Genomic DNA, 21,619 nt, shown 5'->3' with positions numbered 1-21,619 from the left:
TACTGTATTATTTTTGTTGTTCAATAATACTATTAACTATTAAACTTATAAATATGATAATCGGAATTCCAAAAGAAATCAAAAATAACGAAAATCGTGTAGCGCTTACACCAGCAGGAGTTGCTGAATTCAAAAAACAAGGTCATACCGTTTACGTTCAAGCAAGTGCTGGAGAAAACAGTGGTTTTAGTGATAAAGCCTATGGTGAAGCTGGAGCAACATTATTGCCAACAATAGAAGACGTTTACAGCATTGCTGAAATGATCATCAAAGTAAAAGAACCTATTGCTTCTGAATATCCCTTGATCAAAAAAGACCAATTATTGTTTACATATTTTCACTTTGCTTCTTCTGAGCCATTGACTCATGCTATGATTGAGCGTGGAGCAGTTTGTTTGGCTTATGAAACAGTAGAAAAAGCAGATCGTAGTTTGCCTTTGTTGGTACCAATGTCAGAAGTGGCTGGACGTATGTCAATTCAAGAAGGGGCTAAATATTTAGAGAAACCATTAAAAGGAAAAGGTATCCTTTTAGGCGGAGTTCCGGGAGTTCCTCCTGCTAAAGTTTTAGTTTTAGGTGGTGGTATCGTAGGTACACAAGCTGCAAAAATGGCTGCTGGATTCGGAGCTCAAGTAACTATTATGGATGTGAGTTTAGCGCGTTTACGTTATTTATCTGACGTGATGCCTGCTAATGTAACTACTGTTATGTCTAACCATTACAATATCGTTGAAGCTATCGCTACTGCTGATTTAGTTATTGGTGCGGTATTGATTCCAGGTGCAAAAGCGCCACATTTAATCACTCGTGATATGTTGAAATTAATGGGTCCTGGAACTGTAGTAGTGGATGTAGCGGTTGATCAAGGTGGATGTATCGAAACTTGTACTCCTACAACTCACGAAGATCCAACATTCATCATTGATGATATCGTTCACTATTGCGTAGCGAATATGCCAGGTGCTGTTCCTTATACTTCTACTTTAGCGTTGACTAATGCTACTTTACCTTATGCGTTGCAATTAGCAAACAAAGGATGGAAAAAAGCATGTGAAGACAACGAAGAATTGAAAAAAGGATTGAACGTTGCTGAAGGAAAAATCGTTTATAGAGGAGTAGCTGAAGCTTGGGGATTGCCTTTTAACGAAGTGGCATCTGTATTGAATGATTTAGCTACAGCTTAATTAATTCGAAAGAATAAACAAACAAGTTCCCACTTGTTACTATAAATAGAAAATCCGTCCCGTTATTAAACGAGACGGATTTTTTTTGATGCTTTTTTTAAAAATGCAGCTAAGATTTTTTAACCATCTAGAAAAACAGTCTTTCTTTTTTTAACATATAAGACATATAAGTTAAAAAAGATCCTAACTGAATAAAATGCAATCCCAGCTTTATATACAAGTTCTTACATTACTTATATGTTTAAAAACACCGCCAAACTTGTTTCGCCTGAACACTGAACACTGAACACTGAATACTATTCCTTAGCTTTCGTCAAGTAATAAATAGGGATTCCAATCAGCATAATCAAAACGCCCCATCCGCTTGTGCTTGTTTTAGTATATAATAAGGCCAGACAAATGGCACTTGCAATAACAATATAGAGTCCCGGTAAAAAAGGATATCCAAAAGCTTTATACGGTCTTTCGGCATCTGGCATTTTCTTGCGGAGAATAAATATTCCTAAAATAGTCAGTATATAAAATATCAAAACGATGATTACTACAAAATCTAATAAATCACCATATTTCCCTGTCAAACACAAAGCCGAAGCCCAAAAACACTGCACCCATATTGACCACGCCGGAACACTCGCTTTATTCAATTCGGCAGCTTTCTTGAAGAAAACACCATCTTGAGCCATCGTATAATACACTCTGGCGCCTGCCATAATCAATCCGTTGTTACAGGCAAAAGTCGAAATCATAATCATCACAGCAATAATCAAAGTCCCAACTGATCCAAAGATAACTTGTGAAGCCACAACAGCAACTCGATCAGACTCGGCCGTGGCAATACCTTGCAAAGGCACAACAGCCAGATACATCACATTGGCCAAAATATAAATAACACTAACAATTAAGGTTCCTAAGAACAAACTCAATCCCACGTTGCGTTTTGGATTTTTAATCTCCCCAGCAATAAAAGTCACCCCTTCCCAAGCTACACTTGAGAACAACGAACCCACTAAAGCAGCTGAAATAGCCGAAATCAATGTCACTCCGCTTATTGGCATCCAAGATCCATTCGTCACATCCATAGATTGCGACGCCCAGGCATTGGTCCAATTGGCATCCCATACTTCCGCTTTCGCAGCCATGAAACCAAAAATAATCAAACCTGCCAAAGACAAAATCTTGATTACAGTAAGAACCGTTTGTAAAATCTTAGAGTTTTTCACTCCACGACTATTAATATAACTCAATAAAATAATAGTGAAAATAGAAACAATTTGAGCGGCATTTAGCTTAAAACTGCCCAATTCATACAGAATATTTTTGTCACTTAAAGGAGCATACAAATAGGCGGCAAATTTAGCAAAAGCCACACCCACGGCGGCAATCGTACCCGTTTGTATCACGGCAAAAAAGCTCCAGCCGTATAAAAAACCAATCAGTTTTCCGTAGGCTTCTTTAATATACACATATTGCCCACCAGCCTTTGGAAACATCGCGCTCAACTCCCCATAACTCACGGCAGCAATCACAGTAATGGTTCCTGTAAGCACCCACATAGCGATAAGCCAACCGGCAGAACCCAACTGGCGTACCATATCCGAACTCACAATAAATATCCCCGAACCTATCATAGAACCCACCACAAGCATGGTTCCGTCGAGTAATCCTAATTCTCTTTTAAAATCTTCTGGTTTTTGGTCTTCCATATATTGGGTTTTTGGTTTTTAGTTGGCTAAAGATATACTTTTTTTGGAAATTTCATAAAATGGAGCCGAAAATGACAAACTCGTTTTTTGTTTTGGGCGTGTCCTTCCGTAAAAACTTCAGGTCGGGCTGTTCGCTGTATCTTTTTCGTCAGTTCGAGTTGCTGTTTTTACAGCAGTATCGAGAACACGAAAAAGGATGCCGCTTCCATCCCTCACGCGAGACCGAAATAACAATAGCATTTATTACTTTCAAGAAATTTTGTAAGAAAAATTTAATATATTTGAAAACATAACGCGCAATCAATAGCGATAATCTAACCATTTTTGGGTATATATATGCTATTTTGTAGCGAGTATGCAAAAGTTGGCAGACATTTTGGAAAAACAGAATATAACGAAACATTGGTATTAACATTTTGTATATTTGTTCCCAGAAAATAAATATATGAATATTAAAGAAAAATATGTTGCTGAATTTGAGAAATCTTTAAATGAATTTGTCGACGATTTAAAAAAACACGTTTCTACGGAAACTGGAGAATGGACTGTAAAAGGATTTATTGACATCTACAAAAATATATACACAATTTCTTCGGATACAAAAATTGTTTCAAAAATTCTTGAAATCCACATTTTCCCTGTAATTCTAAAATTTGCAAATGATGCAGGCTATAAAATTATTTTGGCAACTCATCAAAACTATTATCCTGACTTAACCTTTGTAAATAAAGAAAATGATCAAATTAAGTTTGCGCTTGATTTAAAAACAACATTTAGAAGGGATGATAAGTCCGCAAAATTTACATTAGGTAGTTATGGCGCATATTTCAAAGAAAGAGATAAAGACAAGAATATTCAATTCCCGTACAATCAATATACAGGACATTATTGTTTAGGTGTTATTTACACAAGAATAGATTTCGACGATGATTTATCTGATATAGAAATTTTTCAGGTTAATGAAATCGAAGAAAATTATAGTAACCAAATTGACCCAATAGGAGAAAGAGAAATTACCAAAGTTGAGAACTTAAAATCTATAACATCAGTAATAAAAGATTTTGATTTCTTCGCCGTAGCCAAATGGAAAATAGCAAGTGATGGAAAAGGTTCAGGAAATACAGCAAATATTGGTTCGGTCAATAATATTGACGATTTGAAAGCTGGAAATGGTGTTTTTAGTAAACTCGGAGAAGAATGGTTCGATGAATATTGGGTAAACTATGGTAATGCTAAAATAATGCGGGATGATAAAGCAGTACCAATTACTAATATTTGGGATTTTCTCGAATTTAAAGGTAGAACTGACTTAATTGATAAAGTTGGAAACGGAGCTAAAAAAAGAAAAAAGTAATGAAAATATTTGTTCCTCCTATAAAATCTCAGGGTATAAAATCAAAACTTACCGAATGGATTTCAACAAATGTTGAAAACGTTTCCTATGAAAGATGGGTAGAACCATTTATGGGAACTGGTGTTGTTGCATTTAATGTTAGACCCAAAAGAGCACTTTTATGTGATAGTAATCCTCATTTAATTAGATTTTACAACGCCATTAAAGACAAAGAAATTACCAGTGGTATCGTAAAAAGACATCTTACAGAAGAAGGAAAAAAATTATTAGAAAGTGATGGTAAATATTATTATGACGTAAGAACAAGATTTAATCTTGAAGGAAATCCTCTTGATTTTTTATTTTTAAGCCGTTCTTGTTTTAACGGAATGATGCGTTTTAATAAAAAAGGTGGTTTTAATGTACCGTTTTGTAAAAAGCCAAATCGCTTCGCTCAAGCATTAGTCACAAAAATTACAAATCAAGTAGAAAACATATCTCAAATTATTGAGAATGGGGATTATACATTCAAACATCAAGATTTTAAAGATACTTTAAATGAAATAAAGCCTAATGATTTTGTTTATTCTGACCCTCCATATATTGGAAGACACGTAGATTATTTTGACTCTTGGACAGAAGAGGAAGAAATAATTTTAAACAATGGACTACATAAATCAAATGTTTCATTTATTCTATCAACTTGGCTGAGTAATAAATATAGAACAAATGATTATGTGTTTTCTGTTTGGAAAAATTGTTTCGTATCTACAAAAGAACATTTTTATCACGTTGGTGGGAAGGAAACAAATAGAAATGCAGTTTATGAAGCACTGTTATCAAACATAAAACTAAAAGACAGTATATCAAATTCTGAAATGAGCGAAAGAATTAGATTAAATCAATCACAATTGACAAGTAACGTGAAAAGTTACAATGAACCACAACAATTGACATTTATACTTGAAGAACAACAACTACAGCCAATCGAGTAGACGGCTCCGCCCCTAATGGAACGGAGTGCGCCTCTCACACCACCGTACGTACGGGTCTCGTATACGGTGGTTAGCAAAGAGATGGGTTGAGTTCAATATAAACATCAGTAAGTGATCGACCTCGCTGATATCCCACAATCGTTAGCCCGACCGCGCTGATATGCTTCAATCGTTCGCGCAGTTTTGCAAACTGTGCCCACAATGACCAAATAATATAAAAAAAACAAAAAGCTATGAATTATTCATGGCTTTTTGTTATTTTTAAAATAAAAAATGTCTACAAAGTATAAAGCCACAACAACAGAAGACGCTTATTTTATAACGATTACTACAGTGGGTTGGATAGATGTTTTTACACGATTAAATCAAAAACAAATTATTATTCAAGCGTTACACTATTGTCAAAATCAAAAAGGATTAGAAATCTATGGATATTGTATTATGCACAGCCATATTCATTTGCTTTGCAAAGCAACAAATGGTTTTGTTTTATCAGATGTGATGCGTGATTTTAAAAAATTCACCTCCAAAAAAATTATTCAGACAATTATTGAACAGCCGGAAAGCAGAAGAGAATGGATGTTGGATTATTTTAAAAAAGCTTGTGCCCATTTAAAACAAGAACAACAATATAAAGTTTGGCAAAACGGTTATCATGCGGAACATATATTTAGTAATAAATTTATAAAACAAAAAATGGATTACATTCACAACAATCCTGTAAAAGATAAGATTGTAACGCTGCCAGAAGATTACTATTTCAGTTCTGCAAGAAATTATGCTGCATTAGAAAATGAATTAGAGGTAATTTTATTAGAATTATATTAGCTCCCAATTGGAATGGGCACAGTTTGAAAAACTGCGCTAACGATTGTCTATAAATCGAGCATTAAAAAAAAACGAAATGGATAAAACCAATATTTTAAATACCCACAAAGAGCAAATAATATAAATGAAACAAAAACTATGAATACATTAAAATTAGGATGGATCGGTCTTGGAAACATGGGAAATCCAATGGTTATGAACCTACTCAAAGCAGGTTTTGAAGTCTCCGTTTTCAATCGTACCAAAGATAAAGAAGTGCCATTACTAACAGCTGGAGCAAAAGCAGCAAGCAGTTTGCAAAATCTTATGGAAACTTGTGACGTAGTTTTGACCATGTTATCCAATGACGCAGCAGTCAAAGAAGTTTTTGAGGGACCAACGGGTTTATTGTCTGCAACATCAGCGGGCAAAACCATCATCAATATGAGCACGGTTTCCCCGGAAACGTCCCGCTATTTAAACACTATTTGCAACCAACATAACGTGCATTTCATAGATGCTCCCGTTTCTGGAAGTGTAAAACCGGCACAAGACGGAACGCTGGTCATTCTTGTAGGAGCTTCAAAAGAAGACTTCGAAGCGACCAAACCAATATTTGACGTTTTGGGTAAAATTGCCATTCACGTAGGAGAACCGGGCGTAGCAAGTTCAGCTAAATTAGCGATCAATTACTTATTGGGATTAAATCTTCAAGGATTAGCCGAAACCGTTTTATTTGCCGAGAAAAATGGAGTGAGCAAAGAAGACATGCTCAACATTATCAATCAAGGCGCCTGCGGTAACGGAATTACGAATATCAAAACACCTTCCATTCTGAACGACTCGTATCCTGCGGCTTTTGCGTTAAAACATCTGGTCAAAGATTTAAGGTTGGCCAAAGAAGCCGGACTCGATTCCCCGTTGATTCATCCGCTGTATGACAGCTATGCAGCAGCAGAAAAAGAAGGACTAGGCGATCAAGATGTCATGGCAATAATCAGCAGTTTAAAAAACAAGTAATACCCAGAATTTTCTGGATATCATTACACCGCTGCAATCTTTAGCACAAACCGGAGTAATAACAATAATAATAGAATAAATAACTTTAAAAGTAAAAAATTATGAGCTTTAAAAATATAACTGTTGCCGGTAGCGGTGTTTTGGGTTATCAAATTGCCTTTCAAAGTGCTTTTTATGGTTATAATGTTACCATATATGATATTAATGACGAAGTTTTGGCCAAAGCCAAAACAAAATTCAGCGTTTTAAGCGAAGCCTATAAAAGCGATTTGCAGGCAACGAAAGAACAATTAGAGGCGACTTATGCTAATTTAGGTTATTCATCAGATTTAGCAGAAGCCGTAAAAAATGCCGATTTAATGATCGAAGCCGTTCCTGAAAACCCAAATATTAAAATTGCCTTTTACGAAAAATTAGCCGCAGTTTCTCCGGATAAAACCATATTTGCCACTAATTCTTCGACCATGTTACCCAGCCAATTTGCAGAGTTTACCAAACGTCCAGAAAAATTTTTAGCATTGCATTTTGCAAATGAAATATGGAAGCACAACACAGCAGAAATAATGGGACATCCAGGAACTGCGACCGAAGTTTTTGATGCTGTTGTAGCCTTTACAAAAACTATAGGAATGGTGGCCTTACCATTATATAAAGAGCAGCCTGGTTACATTCTAAATTCTCTGTTAGTGCCATTATTAAATGCTGCAACCAACTTATTGATAAAAGGAGTTTCTGATGTAGAAACAATTGATAAAACGTGGATGGTTGCAACAGGAGCGCCTGTTGGTCCTTTTGGAATTTTAGATGTTGTTGGTATTACAACTGCCTACAATATCAACAAAATGGCTGCGGATGCTACACAAGATCCAATAAAAATTAAAACAGTAGAATATTTAAAAGAGAATTTTATTGACAAAGGTAAATTAGGCTTCGACACAGGTGAAGGATTTTATAAATATCCTAATCCAGCATACAAGAAAGAGGATTTTTTGAAATAAAAAATCATCTTTCTTTTTATTTTTTAACTAATATATTGCAATTCTTCTCATTACTTAGCTTTCTCCAATTGGCGCTCGTTTGCAACGAGTGCCAATTTTAATTTAAACTGATATCGCAGCGTTTGCGACGCGATTACTAAAGCTTTAAGAATTGCACAAAGTCGGGAGACTTCGCCAGCTAGGACTTTAACTTTCCCTAACTCAAAAGTTCAAACGATGTAAAAAATTCTACTCTCATTTTCGTTCATCTTAATTGCAGCGCGTAATGTATCCTTTGCCCAATCAAAAATCAAAGCAATAAAAGCTGGAAAATGATTGATGTTTTAAGCGGAAAAGTCCTTACAAATCAAATAATATTGATTGATAGCAGTAGGATTATTACAATTGGAAGCGATATTACAATTCTCAAAAATATAGAAATCACTGACCTACGTAATGCCACAGTATTACCCGGATTAATGGATTGTCATACTTACTCCCATTTATGTGAAGCGAACATTATATTCAGGTTTCACAATGGACTTTTTTCGATTTTATTGCTGCTGGTGTCTTATTGCTCATTACGGGTCTGATGCTTGACCTTGTAATGAGCAAGGTAAAGAAAACCAACCTCCGAATTGCGTTTAGCTTGGTTATTCTATCAATTCAACTTCTCATTTGGGCAGAGTTTGCCGTTAGCATCCTTTGACAACGTTGAACCATGTATAGATTTCTAATTAAAGAGAAAGTCTGCCAACTTTTTATCCCATACATATAGAAAGTCAAAAAAAAAATCTTCAAAAGTGTGATCTTTTCACCAAGTTGTACACTAATCTAATATCGGTAACGTAATTGTAAATTATTACGGGATAAAAAAGAAACATTTATAGCAGCAATAAAAGAGAATGAAGGCTTTATCTTCAAAATAGCAGCTGTTTATACCAATAAAACAGATGATAAGAATGATTTAGTTCAGGAAATCAACAACAAAATCGGGTTATTAAAATGATCCATTTGATATTTTTTTTGTATATTTAGTACCTTATTTAAATGAAAGTCAGTGCTTTAAAATCCCCAATTCGTAGCACTTAAAAGTTATTAATTTTCCTAACCTACAATAACTACAAGCAGAAATATTTACGCATCTTTCAAAACTAATTGGCACAGTTTAGTATTGAGCCGGCACACTACAATCCGAGTATAAAAATTAATAGTTCACCAATAAATAGTTATCATGGAAAATTTAAGATACCGACCAAAAGGTAATTTTACGTGGGAAGCCGAGTGGCAACACTTATATACAGTGACGGAGCACTGGCTATCTGACTTACAATTCTATAAAGATGATTTGGATTTTTTATATCATCTTATCGACAAATATTTTCTTTGGTTAGCCCAAAAGGACAACTTAGCTGAAATGAAGGAATTAACCACTGGCTTGTCGGGCGAAATCAAAGAATATGATAAATTGGTCCAGAAAACAGCCAAACATTTGATGCATCTGTCCGAACTTATTGATGATCCTTTTAAATATGATTCACATCAATTTAGAAGTGAACATGAAGAATTGGAGAATGAGATTGCCGATTTCGTGAAAAAATTCAGAAAAAACAAAAAGGAAACATTCGCAATTACAGAGCAAGCTATAAAAAAAGAAATTAAAAAAAGACTTATGCCGTAGACATACAAAGACTACAGCTAACAATGAATGTAAAAATACGGTATTGAGAAGGGCGTATTTCCTGATTACAAGTCTAACTTTTAAAATCTATTTTATACTGATAAAACTGCCCCCAATACCTGTCTGAATTTATGGGGGCAATTCATTTCTGAAATCTATTCCTGTAAAAATTTATTTACTGTTTTAAATTTCAATTCATGATTGTAAAGTTCAATTACTGGAACAGATTCCTTTTTAGAAACGGATTTATGCCTGTGAAAATTTATTTTAGTGTTTTTTTATCTTAAACAATACTGCACGACAAAATTTTCCTTATAAAAATGTTAATATGTAAATGATATAAATTTTAAAAAAAATATCATAACAAACTAATTATAAAACCTTTATACCTTTATAATATAATAAAAAAAATAATCTAAAAGACTATAAAAATGGAAAATGAAAAAACAATTAGCCTGTTAAACAACTTGATCGAAATTAATAATGATCGTATTGAAGGGTATAAAACAGCTACCGATGAAACAGATGAAAGCGATTTAAAAGCATTATTTACTCAATTTAAACAAACGAGTGAAAAGTGTAAATCTGAACTTACTTCCGAGGTACACCGATTGGGTGCAGAACCAGTTGAAGGAACTAGAGTCACCGGGAAATTTTTCAGAGTGTGGATGGATGTAAAAGCTGCACTTACCGGAAAAGACAGAAAAGCGATTTTAAACTCCTGCGAATATGGTGAAGGTGTTGCGCAAGACAACTATGAAGATACACTAAAAGACGCTTCAACTGATTTATCATTTGAGCAACAAAACATGTTAAAATCTCAACTTGAAGTATTAAGAGCTGATCACAATACCGTTAAACAATTAAGTGGAGCAATTGCATAATACTTCTTTTAATGCTCTACTAAAATAGATTTGCATATAAAATGATTCCCATAAATGTATATATTTTGCAAAAGCAAATCTACACGTACTATCATAAAGTTATTTTGGCAGTAAAGTTTTGTTTAAAAAATGATTATTTATTTTTTGTGACCTGAAAGAGTTCTTTTATTAAGAGCTCTTTTAGGTTATTAAAAAAAAAGCCTACCTTTCAAATGAGTAAAACGGGGAAAAAATTCCATAAAAAAACTCTCAATTTTTGTTGAGAGTTTGATTTACAATATATTTTTTTTTCGTTAATTATTACAAAACTCTGTTTACCTGAACCACTTTCCTTTTATAATAGTTTTCTCTGGTAGAGGAAATAATAACACCATTTCCTACTGAGGCATGGATGAATTTTATTTCTCCTTCACAAACTTCCACCACCATTCCTACATGATTAATTTGATTTCTGCCGTTGGTTTTAAAGAAAATTAAATCTCCTTTTTTAGCTTCTTCGGCCTCAACTTTAGTCCCAAAACCAGATTGTTCTATGGAAGACCTTGGCAATTTAATATCAAAAGCGCCAAACGTATTACACATTAAACCCGAGCAATCAAATCCAGATTTAGAAGTTCCACCAGTTTGGTATCTTGTTCCAATGTTTTCCGCAGCTTTATTAATCAATTGATCCAAGAAATCGGTATTTCTGGAGGCCATATTGACAAAAGTTTTTATTTCAGCTTTTGTTGTTTCGATCGTATTGTTCTCAACAACACTATTATTATTATTATTATTATTATTATTATTATTATTCACTTCAACTTTCGCAATGGCAACCTCTTTTTCAGGTGCATTAAAAGCATGAATATTTAATTTAAATCCTACCGGTAATTTTTTAGTGATTTCAGGATTTTGTTTTTCTAATTCCTGAACTGAAATTCCGTATTGTTTCGCGATTCCGTATTTTGTTTCTTTTGGTAAAACTTCGCGAATAATATCTTGTGCCATTGCATTTGCAGCAATAGTTGATTGATTTTTTTCTACTAATTCTGCTTTTAATTTCTCTTTTTTGGATTGATGTACCACAGCTATTTCTTCTTTTGCCTTCTCCACTATTGTTTCAGAAACGACTGCTTTTTCTGTTGTTAGGATTGCATTAGCTGGGATTATAATTTTCTGACCTACTTTCAACGATTTGACACCTATTTTTGGATTGGCTTTGTTGAATTCCTGAATGGTGATTCCGTATTGTTTTGCGATTGAATATTTAGTTTCATGAGGTAAAACTTCGCGGGTATTTTCTTCTGTTGATTGATTTGTATTTTCTGTTGCTTGAGGAACAACTGCACTCTCTTTTTTTGATTGGGATACAACTGCGATTTCAGTTGAGGGTAATGCGTGTGCAGGAATTTTAATTTTTTGACCTATTGTTAATGAATTTGATCCTAAGTTGGGATTGGCTTGATTTAATTCGTCAACTGTAATTCCGTATTGTCTAGAAAGTCCGTATAGTGTTTCTTTGGCCAGAACTTCGTGGGTTCTTTCGGACTTGTTTGTTTTTGTCCGAGAAACAATTTTTGTGTTTTTTGAATGAGCTACAGGAATTAATAGTACCGAATGAAGTTTTAAAAGATTTTTGGCATTGTGATTTAATTTGTAGATATCAGTAACTTTAACATCGTATTTTTCTGCAATTTCAGAAATTGTTTCTCCTTTTGAGACGGTATGCTTTGTAAAATTCTCTTGAGAAAAAGCTAGAACACTATTTAAAAAAACTAAAACTAAAATTAATTGATACCTCATAATTACATTCTTCAAATTAACTATCCCATTTTTATTCCTATCAGCGATTCCGGGATATAATTATTGAATCTCGCTGCTATTAAATTCTTAACTGATAAAAAACACTGTTCTGACTAAATATTTCATAATGAAAATAAAAAAAGGAAAATTTAATAAATTTGGAATTTAAACTGATTCTTATTTCTGTTAAGTAAAAGTTGGAATTTCCTAAAAAGCTAATTTAAACTTAATAATCAAAAAAACTAACTTTTTGTATCAAAACTTTTCAAATTTCTTATATAATAACTACTTTTTTCTTTTTTAATTGCATTCTTCTAAGAAAAAAATTGTTAAATTAAAGTCTGACGTTTTAATCTTTCTTTTGCAAAAATGACCCCTTTAGATTGTTCTACCAATTTTTTTAAGAAAAATTAATGTTAAACTTTTTCTTAAAGATTGTTAAAATTATAATTGAGAAATCGAATTTTCTATTTATTTCCCTAACCTAGCCCTGATGGAAATGGAAAGCCTTTTGAAGTGGAATTGCATATTTTTCCTGACCTAAAAGAGCGACCGCAGGAAGCTCCTTTTTGGTCTTGGAAAAAAGAAATGACACGAAAAAGCTTGAAATGGACAGCAGGATAAGCTTCTAATCTTCATTAGAATAGATTCTGAATAGATTCTGAAATAAATTCAGAATAAAAAAAAGTGTTCAGTAATTAGTTTCCGTATTGAATTACGGAAAACTAAAGTACTAAACACTTTCTATGTTAAACTGACCGCTATAATTGGGTCATTTACTACTTCTAATTATGCTTCGGCAGCAATCAAATTTAATGCTGAACCTGCAACAAACCAGCCAATTTGACCTTCATTGTACGTATGGTTTGCCAAGATAATATCCTTAGTACCATCAGCATGAACGAATTCTAATGTTAATGGTTTTGCTGGTGCGAAATCAACTAAATCTAAGAAATTGATGGTATCATCTTCTTGGATTTTCTCATAATCCGCTTCGTTAGCAAAAGTCAATCCTAACATACCTTGTTTTTTAAGGTTTGTTTCGTGGATACGAGCAAATGATTTCACCAATACCGCTTTTACACCAAGGAAACGAGGTTCCATAGCAGCGTGTTCACGTGAAGAACCTTCTCCGTAATTGTGGTCTCCAACAACAATTGAAGGAACACCAGCCGCTTTGTAAGCACGCGCCACAGCAGGAACTGCATCGTAAGTACCAGTCAATTGGTTTTTTACTGAATTTGGTTTTTGGTTGAATGCATTGATAGCACCAATCAACATATTATTTGAAATATTATCTAAATGTCCACGGAAACGCAACCATGGCCCAGCCATAGAAATGTGATCTGTGGTACATTTTCCAAATGCTTTAATAAGCAATTTAGCGCCCGTAATGTTTTTTCCATCCCAAGCTGAAAATGGAGCTAATAATTGTAATCTTTCTGAAGTTTCACTTACAGAAACAGTAACACCTGAACCGTCTGCAGCTGGTGCTTGAAAACCTGGGTCTTTTGCATCAAATCCGTTTTTAGGCAATTCATCACCTGTTGGTGCTTCCAGTCTCACCTCTTCACCATCTTCGTTGATTAACGTATCAGTCACTGGATTGAAACTTAAATCTCCTGCGATAGCCATAGCAGTCACTAATTCCGGAGATCCTACGAAAGCCAAAGTGTTCGGGTTTCCATCGGCACGTTTGGAGAAATTACGGTTGAAAGAGTGAACGATTGTATTGCGTTCTTCTTTTTCAGCTCCTTCTCTATCCCACATTCCGATACATGGTCCGCAAGCATTTGCAAAAACGGTCGCTCCCATTTTATCAAAAATATCAATAAATCCGTCACGTTCTATCGTATAACGCACTACTTCAGAACCTGGAGTAATAGTAAACTTTGATTTTATTTTTAATTTTTTATCGGTAACTTGTTTAGCTATTGAAGCTGCACGAGCAATATCTTCATAAGAAGAGTTGGTACACGAACCAATCAAAGCTACTTCAATTTTTAAAGGCCAGTTGTTTTTGATGGCTTCCTCTTTCATTTTAGAAATAGGTGTAGCTAAATCTGGAGTGAAAGGACCGTTTAAATGTGGCTCTAATTCAGATAAGTTGATTTCGATTACTTGGTCAAAATACAATTCCGGATTTGCATACACTTCAGCATCACCTGTTAAGTAAGGAGCAATTTTATCAGCTGCATCAGCAACATCTGCTCTGTTAGTAGAACGCAAATAACGTCCCATTGAAGCATCATAACCAAAAGTAGAAGTAGTTGCGCCAATTTCTGCACCCATATTACAGATAGTTCCTTTTCCAGTACAAGACATAGAAGTTGCACCTTCACCAAAATATTCAACGATAGCTCCTGTTCCACCTTTTACAGTAAGAATCCCGGCTACTTTAAGGATAACATCTTTTGGAGCAGTCCATCCTGACAATTTACCTGTTAATTTAACACCGATAAGTTTAGGGAATTTTAATTCCCATGCCATTCCCGACATCACATCTACAGCATCTGCACCACCAACACCAATGGCAACCATTCCTAATCCACCTGCATTAACAGTATGCGAATCAGTACCTATCATCATTCCTCCAGGAAAAGCATAGTTCTCAAGAACTACTTGGTGAATAATTCCAGCTCCCGGTTTCCAGAAACCAATCCCGTATTTATTTGACACCGACGAAAGAAAATCAAAAACTTCATTACTTTGCGTTTTGGCTCGGGCCAAATCCGTCACCGCATCCACTTTAGCTTGGATTAAGTGGTCACAATGCACCGTTGTAGGAACGGCAACCTTAGCTTTTCCAGCATGCATAAATTGCAATAACGCCATTTGTGCAGTTGCATCTTGACAAGCAACTCTATCTGGAGCAAAATCTACATAATCAATACCTCTTCCAAAAGCTTTGGATGGCGTTCCATCCCAAAGGTGGTTGTATAAAATTTTCTCTGTCAAAGTAAGCGGATGGCCAACTATTTCGCGTGCTTTATCAACACGAGTTGTCATGTTGTCGTACACTTTTTTAATCATTTCAATATCAAAAGCCATATATATAATTGTTTTTTATTATTGTTTTTTAGACTTCACAAGGTACAAAAAATACAGGAGCTATAAAAATAAAAAAAGCCTGAATCGTAGACTCAGGCTTTTAGATATAAATAACTAATCTTAGTGGTTATATAACTAACAATTTATGAGAGGGTGCAAATTGTGTCAGATTAATACCTTTTACTGCAGCTTTATACTCGTCCATCGTAGGTGTTCTACCTAAGATTGTCGACAATACGACAACAGGTGTTGAGGAAAGTAAAGATTCTCCTTTTTTACCTTCAGAATCTTCTACAACTCTTCCTTGGAAAAGACGAGTAGAAGTTGCCATTACTGTATCCCCTTTTTCTGCTTTTTCTTGGTTACCCATACATAAGTTGCATCCAGGACGCTCTAGGTAAAGAATATTTTCATATCCAGTACGTGCCACGCCTTTTGGAGCATTATCGTCAAATTCGAAACCTGAATACTTTTGTAAAACTTCCCAGTCCCCTTCCGCTTTCAGTTCATCAACGATGTTATAAGTTGGTGGCGCTACTACAAGTGGCGCTTTAAACTCTACCTTACCAAATTGCTCATCTATATTCTTAAGCATTTGAGAAAGAATTTTCAAATCTCCTTTGTGAACCATACAAGAGCCAACAAAACCAAGATCTACCTTTTTAACTCCTCCATAAAAAGAAAGAGGTCTAATAGTATCGTGTGTGTATCGTTTAGAAACGTCTGCATTATTAACATCCGGATCTGCAATCATTGGCTCTTCAACCATATCAAGATCAATAACAACTTCAGCATAATACTTTGCATTTGCATCTGGAGTTAAAGCTGGTTTATCACCTGATCTAATGGCTGCAATTCTATTATCAGCAATTGTAATCAAACCTTTAAGAACTTGCTTAGCATTATCCATTCCTTTGTCTATCATAATCTGGATTCTTCGCTTAGCGATCATTAATGATTCGATCAAAGTTTCATCCTCAGAAATACAGATAGAAGCTTTCGCTTTCATCTCTGCCGTCCAGTCTGTAAAAGTAAATGCTTGATCAGCGGTAAGAGTTCCTAAGTGAACCTCAATGATTCTACCTTGGAACACATTCTCTCCACCAAATTGCTTCAACATTTGAGATTGAGTAGCGTGAACCACATCACGGAAATCCATGTACGTTTTCATATCCCCTTTGAAGGTAACTTTTACGGACTCTGGAATTGGCATTGAAGCTTCTCCAGTAGCAAGTGCAAGAGCAACTGTTCCTGAATCTGCACCAAAAGCAACCCCTTTTGACATTCTTGTGTGAGAGTCACCTCCAATAATAATTGCCCACTCATCAACAGTAATATCATTAAGTACCTTATGAATTACATCAGTCATTGCAAGATACTTCCCTTTTGGGTCACGAGCGGTAATCAAACCGAAGTCGTTCATGAACTTCATTAATCTAGGAATATTTGCCTTAGACTTATTATCCCAAACTGAGGCTGTATGACAACCTGATTGGTACGCACCGTCAACAATTGGCGAAATCACAGTAGCGGCCATAGACTCCAATTCTTGAGAAGTCATCAAACCAGTCGTATCTTGTGAACCAACAATATTTACTGTAACACGTACATCAGAACCAGCGTGTAACACTTTCCCTGGAGTTGTACCAACAGCATTTTTATTAAATATTTTTTCTACTGCTGTAAGCCCTTGTCCTTCAATAGAAACTTCTTTTGATGGAGCAAAAACAGGAACAATAGCAATTCCTAATGTCTTAGAGGCAAACGTTTGTAATTTTTTTCCAAAAACAATCGCATAAGATCCGCCAGCCTTGATAAATTCCATTTTCTGAGGTGTAAATGCCTTAGAAATATCAATCAATTCGGTATTGCCATTATACAATTTCTTCGTTTTTGTATTAATCGTAAGAACAGTTCCTGTAGCAACAGAATAGGCTTCTTCGAGAACAACATCGCCACTTTCGTTGCGAACAGGGTTCCCTTTTTCATCAAGTACTTTTACCCAGTTTTTAAGGTCTAGACCAATACCACCCGTAACATCTACAGTAGTAAGGAAAATTGGAGAAATCCCGTTTGTTCCTGCTACGATTGGAGCAATATTAATAAAAGGAACATAAGGACTTGCTTTTTTACCAGTCCAAAGCGCCACATTATTCACACCTGACATTCTTGAAGATCCCACACCCATAGTCCCTTTTTCAGCAATCAGCATCACACTTTTATCAGGATGTTGTGCTTGTAGCGCTTTAATTTCATCTTGTGCTGCAGGGGAAATCAAACATTTACCATGAAGTTCACGATCAGATCTTGAGTGCGCTTGGTTACCTGGAGAAAGTAAATCAGTTGAAATATCTCCTTCACCAGCAATATAAGTAACTACCTTAATCTCTTCTACTACCTCTGGAAGTTTTGTAAAGAACTCAGCCTTTGCATAGCTCTCTAAAATATCTTTAGCAATTTCGTTACCACTTTTATATGCTACTTCTAAACGAGCTGTATCAGCCTCGTATAGAAAAAATTGAGTTTTAAGAACCATTGATGCTTCTTTTGCAATAGCAACCTCATTACCTAAACCTAAATCAAGTAACACCTCAATCGAAGGACCACCTTTCATATGTGATAATAATTCAAATGCAAAAGCAGGACTAATTTCTTTTACTACAGATTCTCCGAGGATAATTTCCTTTAGAAACATAGCTTTCACTCCAGCAGCAGGAGTCGTTCCTGGAACAGTATTATAAATAAAGAATTTAAGAGATTCTTCGCGATCTGCGTTATCTGAATCTTTAATTTGTGTAATGATTGCGCTTAGCAATTCAGCACCATCAATAGGCTTTGGGTTAAGCCCTTGAACTTTTCGTTCTTCGATTTCTTGTAGATAATCGTTATAAATGTTCATAATAGAATTCTTTTCAATGTTAAAGGCTGATTTTATTGATTATCTCAAAATCAAAAGCCATAATATCTCGGTGTTTTTTTCGTAATGCAAATTAACGAATTTAAGATGAGAATTAAAAAAAATTGAATAGAAGTGGACTTTTCAAAAATTATTATTGCCAGATACTAATTTTTAATACGTATAATTATAGAAATGCAAAAAATTTAACATTTTAATGATTAATCCATAATTAATCATTTGTAATCGTATTATTCCTAAATTCCAAAAATCATCACAAACAAGAAAACGTTATAGTTCAGAATAAAATTCAACCCTAAAACGACCAAAAAATACATTTTAAAGCAATTTAGCAATTATCATTTCTTCAGTTACACCTTCAGCATCTGCTTTATAGTTTTTAATTATTCTATGACGAAGTATCCCTACTGCAACTGCTTTTACATCTTCAATATCTGGAGAAAACTTACCATTAAAAGCGGCGTTCGCTTTCGCAGCCAAAATTAAATTTTGAGAAGCTCTAGGACCCGCTCCCCAGTCTAAATAATTCTTGACAAATTCGTTTGACAGTGAATTATCCGGTCTTGTCTTACTGACCAAAGTCACTGCATATTCGATGACATTATCTGCAACAGGAATGCGACGTATCAATTGTTGGAAATCTATTATATCTTGTGATGTAAATAGCGGATTTATTGTATTAACTGAATCGGAAGTGGTTCGCTTTACCACTAGAACTTCTTCTTGAAAAGAAGGATATTCAAGTTTTATGGCAAACATAAATCGGTCCAACTGCGCTTCAGGCAAAGGATAAGTTCCCTCTTGTTCAATAGGATTTTGGGTAGCCAAAACAAAATATGGCAAGTCTAATTTATAATTCTCACCGGCAATGGTAACGGAACGCTCCTGCATCGCTTCAAGCAAAGCAGCTTGTGTTTTTGGCGGTGTTCTGTTTATTTCATCTGCCAGAATAATATTCGAAAAAACAGGTCCTTTTATAAATTTGAATTTACGACTTTCATCTAATATTTCACTACCAAGTATATCCGAAGGCATTAAATCTGGTGTAAATTGGATTCTTTTAAAATCAAGTCCCAATGCAAGCGCAAGCGTGTTCACCATCAATGTCTTGGCCAATCCGGGAACTCCAACTAACAAAGCATGACCGCCAGAAAAAATACAAAGTAAAATTTGATCTACCACTGCATCCTGACCCACAATGATTTTTGCTATTTCGTTTTTTAGCTCGTTTCGTTTTTGTACTAAGTTATGTATTGCTGCTACGTCAGACATTTTTGAATGTTTATTAAATTAAAAAAGGGTTAGCGATATGAATTCATAAAGCTAACCCTTTTTATTTATTTTAAAAAAATTATTTTTTCAACCAATTGTTCGTGAAAGCACAATCTCTGTATTCTCCAATAATTTTAATATATGTTTGTTTTATTTTCTCATCAAACCATTTTCCAATAGCTTTGATTTGTTTTTCTTTTAAAGCTAAATCTTTAATTTTGATATAATCCTTAGCGTAATCCGCCGTATGTTCATCTATTCTATTTGTAACGGTAATCAATTTATATTTTTTCTTGCCTTGTTGATCTTCCATTATTGGCAAAGAAATTTCTCCTTCTTTCAAATTCGAAACTTGACTGTATAAACTAGGATCCATTTTTGTTAATTCAAAGCGCGTATCTTGAGTTTTCGGATTGATCAAAGCACCACCATTTAATCTGGTTTCTTTTTCATCTGACGAAGCTCTTGCTGCATCAGCGAAAGTAAGCTCCTTGTCTTCAATCTTTTTTCTGATTAATTCAATTTTATCCTTGGCTTCTTTCATAGATTCTTCTGAAACTGCTGGAGTCAATAATATATGACGCAATTCAACTTCTTGCCCTTTTATCTTTTCAACATAAATAATATGAAAACCAAAATCAGTTTCAAAAGGAGCAGAAATTTCTCCTTCTGCAAGACTAAAAGCAACGTCTTTAAACTCTTTTACAAATGGAGTTTTTCTATTCATTTTGTAATACCCACCATTTGAACTGGAACCCGGATCTTGTGAATATAGCACTGCTTTTGTAGCAAAACTAGCGCCATCTTGGCATTCTTTTTTGTAACCATTCAGTCTCTCAATAACTTTTTGCTTATCGGCATCAGAAACTTTAGGAGTCACAATAATTTGTGCTACTTCCATTTCGGCACCAAAAGTAGGAAGATCGGCAGCAGGTATTTTTTTGAAAAAATTACGCACTTCTTCTGGAGTTATTTCTACTCCATCGACAATCTTTTTTTGCATTTCAGAAGTCAATTTCTGCTCTTTCAAAACATCAAAGAAATAAGTTCTAAACTCTTCCTCATTATTTTTCTTGTAATACTTCACTACTTTATCCAGCGATCCTAATTGTTCTGTCATATAGTTCACCCGATCATCCATCATGCCTTTTATTTCAGAATCGCTTACCTTAATACTGTCTTGTACCGCTTGATGTGCATATAATTTGTCTTCCAATAATTTACCTAACATTTGACATCTTGTAATATCTTTTACAGAACCTCCTTGTCCTGAAATTTCCAAATACGATTTGTCGATATCAGAATCTAAAATTATATAATCTCCAACTGTTGCAATTACACCGTCTATTTTTTGTTTTTGATTGGATTGTATTTTTTTAACAGAAACAACCGCACTATCTTTAATAATTTCTTGCGCTCTTGTAATCGCACTTGAAAACAGTAAAAGAAAAAATGTTAATGCAATTTTATTGTTTATGGATCTCATTTGTAATGTTTTTAATGGCATTTTTATAATTTATTATTAGCGTAATGTATCGTTAGTTTTCTTTTTTTAATTTATCTAAAAAAGGACCTTTTAATTTTGGCCAAATATACACTTTAAGAATCAAGAAAAGAGTGGAATTTATAATACAATTACTTACAATTCTTTAAACTTAAAACCAACAAAAATAACAATTCAATTACATAATACAAGTTTCCTTTGTACTATTAACAAAAAATTGTAAAACGCATTAATTTATTAGTTTAAATACTTCCTAAAAGTCATATTTACTCACTAAATATTTAGATTAAAATGGATAAGAACAGGAATTCCACTTTATAAAAGTCAAACTACAAGCAAACCTTCCTATGCGTTTTTAATTACTATTTTTTTTCAACTTATTTTATCGAGCATTTATTTGTCTAAAAAAGCGAAAACTAATTGCATGAATATTTACGATTGAAAACAAAATTAAAAATCATTAAAACCTTCCTCTAAAACTGCATTTTAAAAAAAGTTCTTAACAC

At 34.3% G+C, this 21,619-nt stretch carries 14 protein-coding genes; 8 read left to right on the top strand and 6 right to left on the bottom strand.

All coding sequences use genetic code 11. The features are described from left to right. The first annotated feature begins 53 nt into the window (after positions 1-53). Positions 54-1,184, top strand: coding sequence for an alanine dehydrogenase (ald, locus tag H4V97_RS13395; RefSeq protein ID WP_196850600.1), 1,131 nt, complete (start codon positions 54-56; stop codon positions 1,182-1,184). 296 nt (positions 1,185-1,480) lie between these two features. On the opposite strand, the gene H4V97_RS13390 is transcribed toward ald, so the two are convergent. Next, positions 1,481-2,887 (bottom strand): APC family permease, encoded by a 1,407-nt coding sequence (locus H4V97_RS13390; protein ID WP_196850599.1) that lies wholly within the window; start codon positions 2,885-2,887, stop codon positions 1,481-1,483. Positions 2,888-3,332: 445 nt separating this feature from the next. Between H4V97_RS13390 and H4V97_RS13385 the strand changes: the two genes are divergently transcribed. The 7 genes from H4V97_RS13385 to H4V97_RS13355 all read left to right on the top strand — a co-directional run bounded on the left by H4V97_RS13385 (position 3,333) and on the right by H4V97_RS13355 (position 10,584). Next, positions 3,333-4,241, top strand: a complete 909-nt coding sequence (locus H4V97_RS13385; protein ID WP_196850598.1) for a type II restriction endonuclease — start codon at positions 3,333-3,335, stop codon at positions 4,239-4,241. Further along, positions 4,241-5,215, top strand: a complete 975-nt coding sequence (locus tag H4V97_RS13380; RefSeq protein WP_196850597.1) for a Dam family site-specific DNA-(adenine-N6)-methyltransferase — start codon at positions 4,241-4,243, stop codon at positions 5,213-5,215. The genes H4V97_RS13385 and H4V97_RS13380 overlap by 1 nt, the downstream gene beginning before the upstream one ends. Positions 5,216-5,488: 273 nt before the next feature. Continuing rightward, positions 5,489-6,043 (top strand): REP-associated tyrosine transposase, encoded by a 555-nt coding sequence (locus tag H4V97_RS13375; RefSeq protein ID WP_196850596.1) that lies wholly within the window; start codon positions 5,489-5,491, stop codon positions 6,041-6,043. 138 nt (positions 6,044-6,181) lie between these two features. After that, entirely contained in the window at positions 6,182-7,042 is an 861-nt protein-coding gene (locus H4V97_RS13370) for an NAD(P)-dependent oxidoreductase (protein WP_196850595.1), read from the top strand. Positions 7,043-7,143: 101 nt separating this feature from the next. After that, entirely contained in the window at positions 7,144-8,040 is an 897-nt protein-coding gene (locus H4V97_RS13365; protein WP_196850594.1) for a 3-hydroxyacyl-CoA dehydrogenase, read from the top strand. 1,213 nt (positions 8,041-9,253) lie between these two features. Next, positions 9,254-9,700, top strand: coding sequence for a hypothetical protein (locus H4V97_RS13360; protein ID WP_196850593.1), 447 nt, complete (start codon positions 9,254-9,256; stop codon positions 9,698-9,700). A gap of 431 nt (positions 9,701-10,131) precedes the next feature. Further along, on the top strand, positions 10,132-10,584 hold the full coding sequence (locus tag H4V97_RS13355) for a ferritin-like domain-containing protein (protein WP_231385464.1): 453 nt from the start codon (positions 10,132-10,134) through the stop codon (positions 10,582-10,584). A gap of 300 nt (positions 10,585-10,884) precedes the next feature. On the opposite strand, the gene H4V97_RS13350 is transcribed toward H4V97_RS13355, so the two are convergent. From H4V97_RS13350 to H4V97_RS13330, 5 genes are all read right to left on the bottom strand, one after another. After that, positions 10,885-12,369 (bottom strand): peptidoglycan endopeptidase, encoded by a 1,485-nt coding sequence (locus tag H4V97_RS13350; protein WP_209549959.1) that lies wholly within the window; start codon positions 12,367-12,369, stop codon positions 10,885-10,887. Positions 12,370-13,158: 789 nt separating this feature from the next. Then, the gene (locus tag H4V97_RS13345) at positions 13,159-15,420 is read right to left on the bottom strand and encodes an aconitate hydratase (RefSeq protein ID WP_196850591.1); all 2,262 of its coding nucleotides are present in this window, start codon (positions 15,418-15,420) and stop codon (positions 13,159-13,161) included. A 127-nt stretch (positions 15,421-15,547) separates the two neighbouring features. Continuing rightward, on the bottom strand, positions 15,548-18,319 hold the full coding sequence (locus tag H4V97_RS13340; protein WP_196850590.1) for a bifunctional aconitate hydratase 2/2-methylisocitrate dehydratase: 2,772 nt from the start codon (positions 18,317-18,319) through the stop codon (positions 15,548-15,550). 336 nt (positions 18,320-18,655) lie between these two features. Then, positions 18,656-19,609 (bottom strand): AAA family ATPase, encoded by a 954-nt coding sequence (locus H4V97_RS13335; protein ID WP_209549958.1) that lies wholly within the window; start codon positions 19,607-19,609, stop codon positions 18,656-18,658. Between the two features lie 79 nt (positions 19,610-19,688). Next, the gene (locus tag H4V97_RS13330; RefSeq protein WP_209549957.1) at positions 19,689-21,116 is read right to left on the bottom strand and encodes a peptidylprolyl isomerase; all 1,428 of its coding nucleotides are present in this window, start codon (positions 21,114-21,116) and stop codon (positions 19,689-19,691) included. Between the last annotated feature and the right edge of the window lie 503 nt (positions 21,117-21,619).

Origin of the sequence: Flavobacterium sp. CG_23.5, from assembly GCF_017875765.1 — a bacterium.
Lineage (GTDB): Bacteria > Bacteroidota > Bacteroidia > Flavobacteriales > Flavobacteriaceae > Flavobacterium.
Note: the sequence above shows the minus strand (reverse complement) of the source record. Positions and strands in the feature narration are given on the sequence as shown.

Excerpts from the sequence above, each read along its gene's own strand:
- H4V97_RS13345 (WP_196850591.1), bottom strand. The coding sequence starts at position 15,420 with ATGGCTTTTGATATTGAAATGATTAAAAAAGTGTACGACAACATGACA.
- H4V97_RS13365 (WP_196850594.1), top strand. The coding sequence starts at position 7,144 with ATGAGCTTTAAAAATATAACTGTTGCCGGTAGCGGTGTTTTGGGTTAT.
- H4V97_RS13340 (WP_196850590.1), bottom strand. The coding sequence starts at position 18,319 with ATGAACATTTATAACGATTATCTACAAGAAATCGAAGAACGAAAAGTT.
- H4V97_RS13375 (WP_196850596.1), top strand. The coding sequence starts at position 5,489 with ATGTCTACAAAGTATAAAGCCACAACAACAGAAGACGCTTATTTTATA.
- H4V97_RS13385 (WP_196850598.1), top strand. The coding sequence starts at position 3,333 with ATGAATATTAAAGAAAAATATGTTGCTGAATTTGAGAAATCTTTAAAT.
- H4V97_RS13380 (WP_196850597.1), top strand. The coding sequence starts at position 4,241 with ATGAAAATATTTGTTCCTCCTATAAAATCTCAGGGTATAAAATCAAAA.
- H4V97_RS13330 (WP_209549957.1), bottom strand. The coding sequence starts at position 21,116 with ATGCCATTAAAAACATTACAAATGAGATCCATAAACAATAAAATTGCA.
- H4V97_RS13360 (WP_196850593.1), top strand. The coding sequence starts at position 9,254 with ATGGAAAATTTAAGATACCGACCAAAAGGTAATTTTACGTGGGAAGCC.
- ald (WP_196850600.1), top strand. The coding sequence starts at position 54 with ATGATAATCGGAATTCCAAAAGAAATCAAAAATAACGAAAATCGTGTA.
- H4V97_RS13335 (WP_209549958.1), bottom strand. The coding sequence starts at position 19,609 with ATGTCTGACGTAGCAGCAATACATAACTTAGTACAAAAACGAAACGAG.
- H4V97_RS13350 (WP_209549959.1), bottom strand. The coding sequence starts at position 12,369 with ATGAGGTATCAATTAATTTTAGTTTTAGTTTTTTTAAATAGTGTTCTA.
- H4V97_RS13370 (WP_196850595.1), top strand. The coding sequence starts at position 6,182 with ATGAATACATTAAAATTAGGATGGATCGGTCTTGGAAACATGGGAAAT.
- H4V97_RS13390 (WP_196850599.1), bottom strand. The coding sequence starts at position 2,887 with ATGGAAGACCAAAAACCAGAAGATTTTAAAAGAGAATTAGGATTACTC.
- H4V97_RS13355 (WP_231385464.1), top strand. The coding sequence starts at position 10,132 with ATGGAAAATGAAAAAACAATTAGCCTGTTAAACAACTTGATCGAAATT.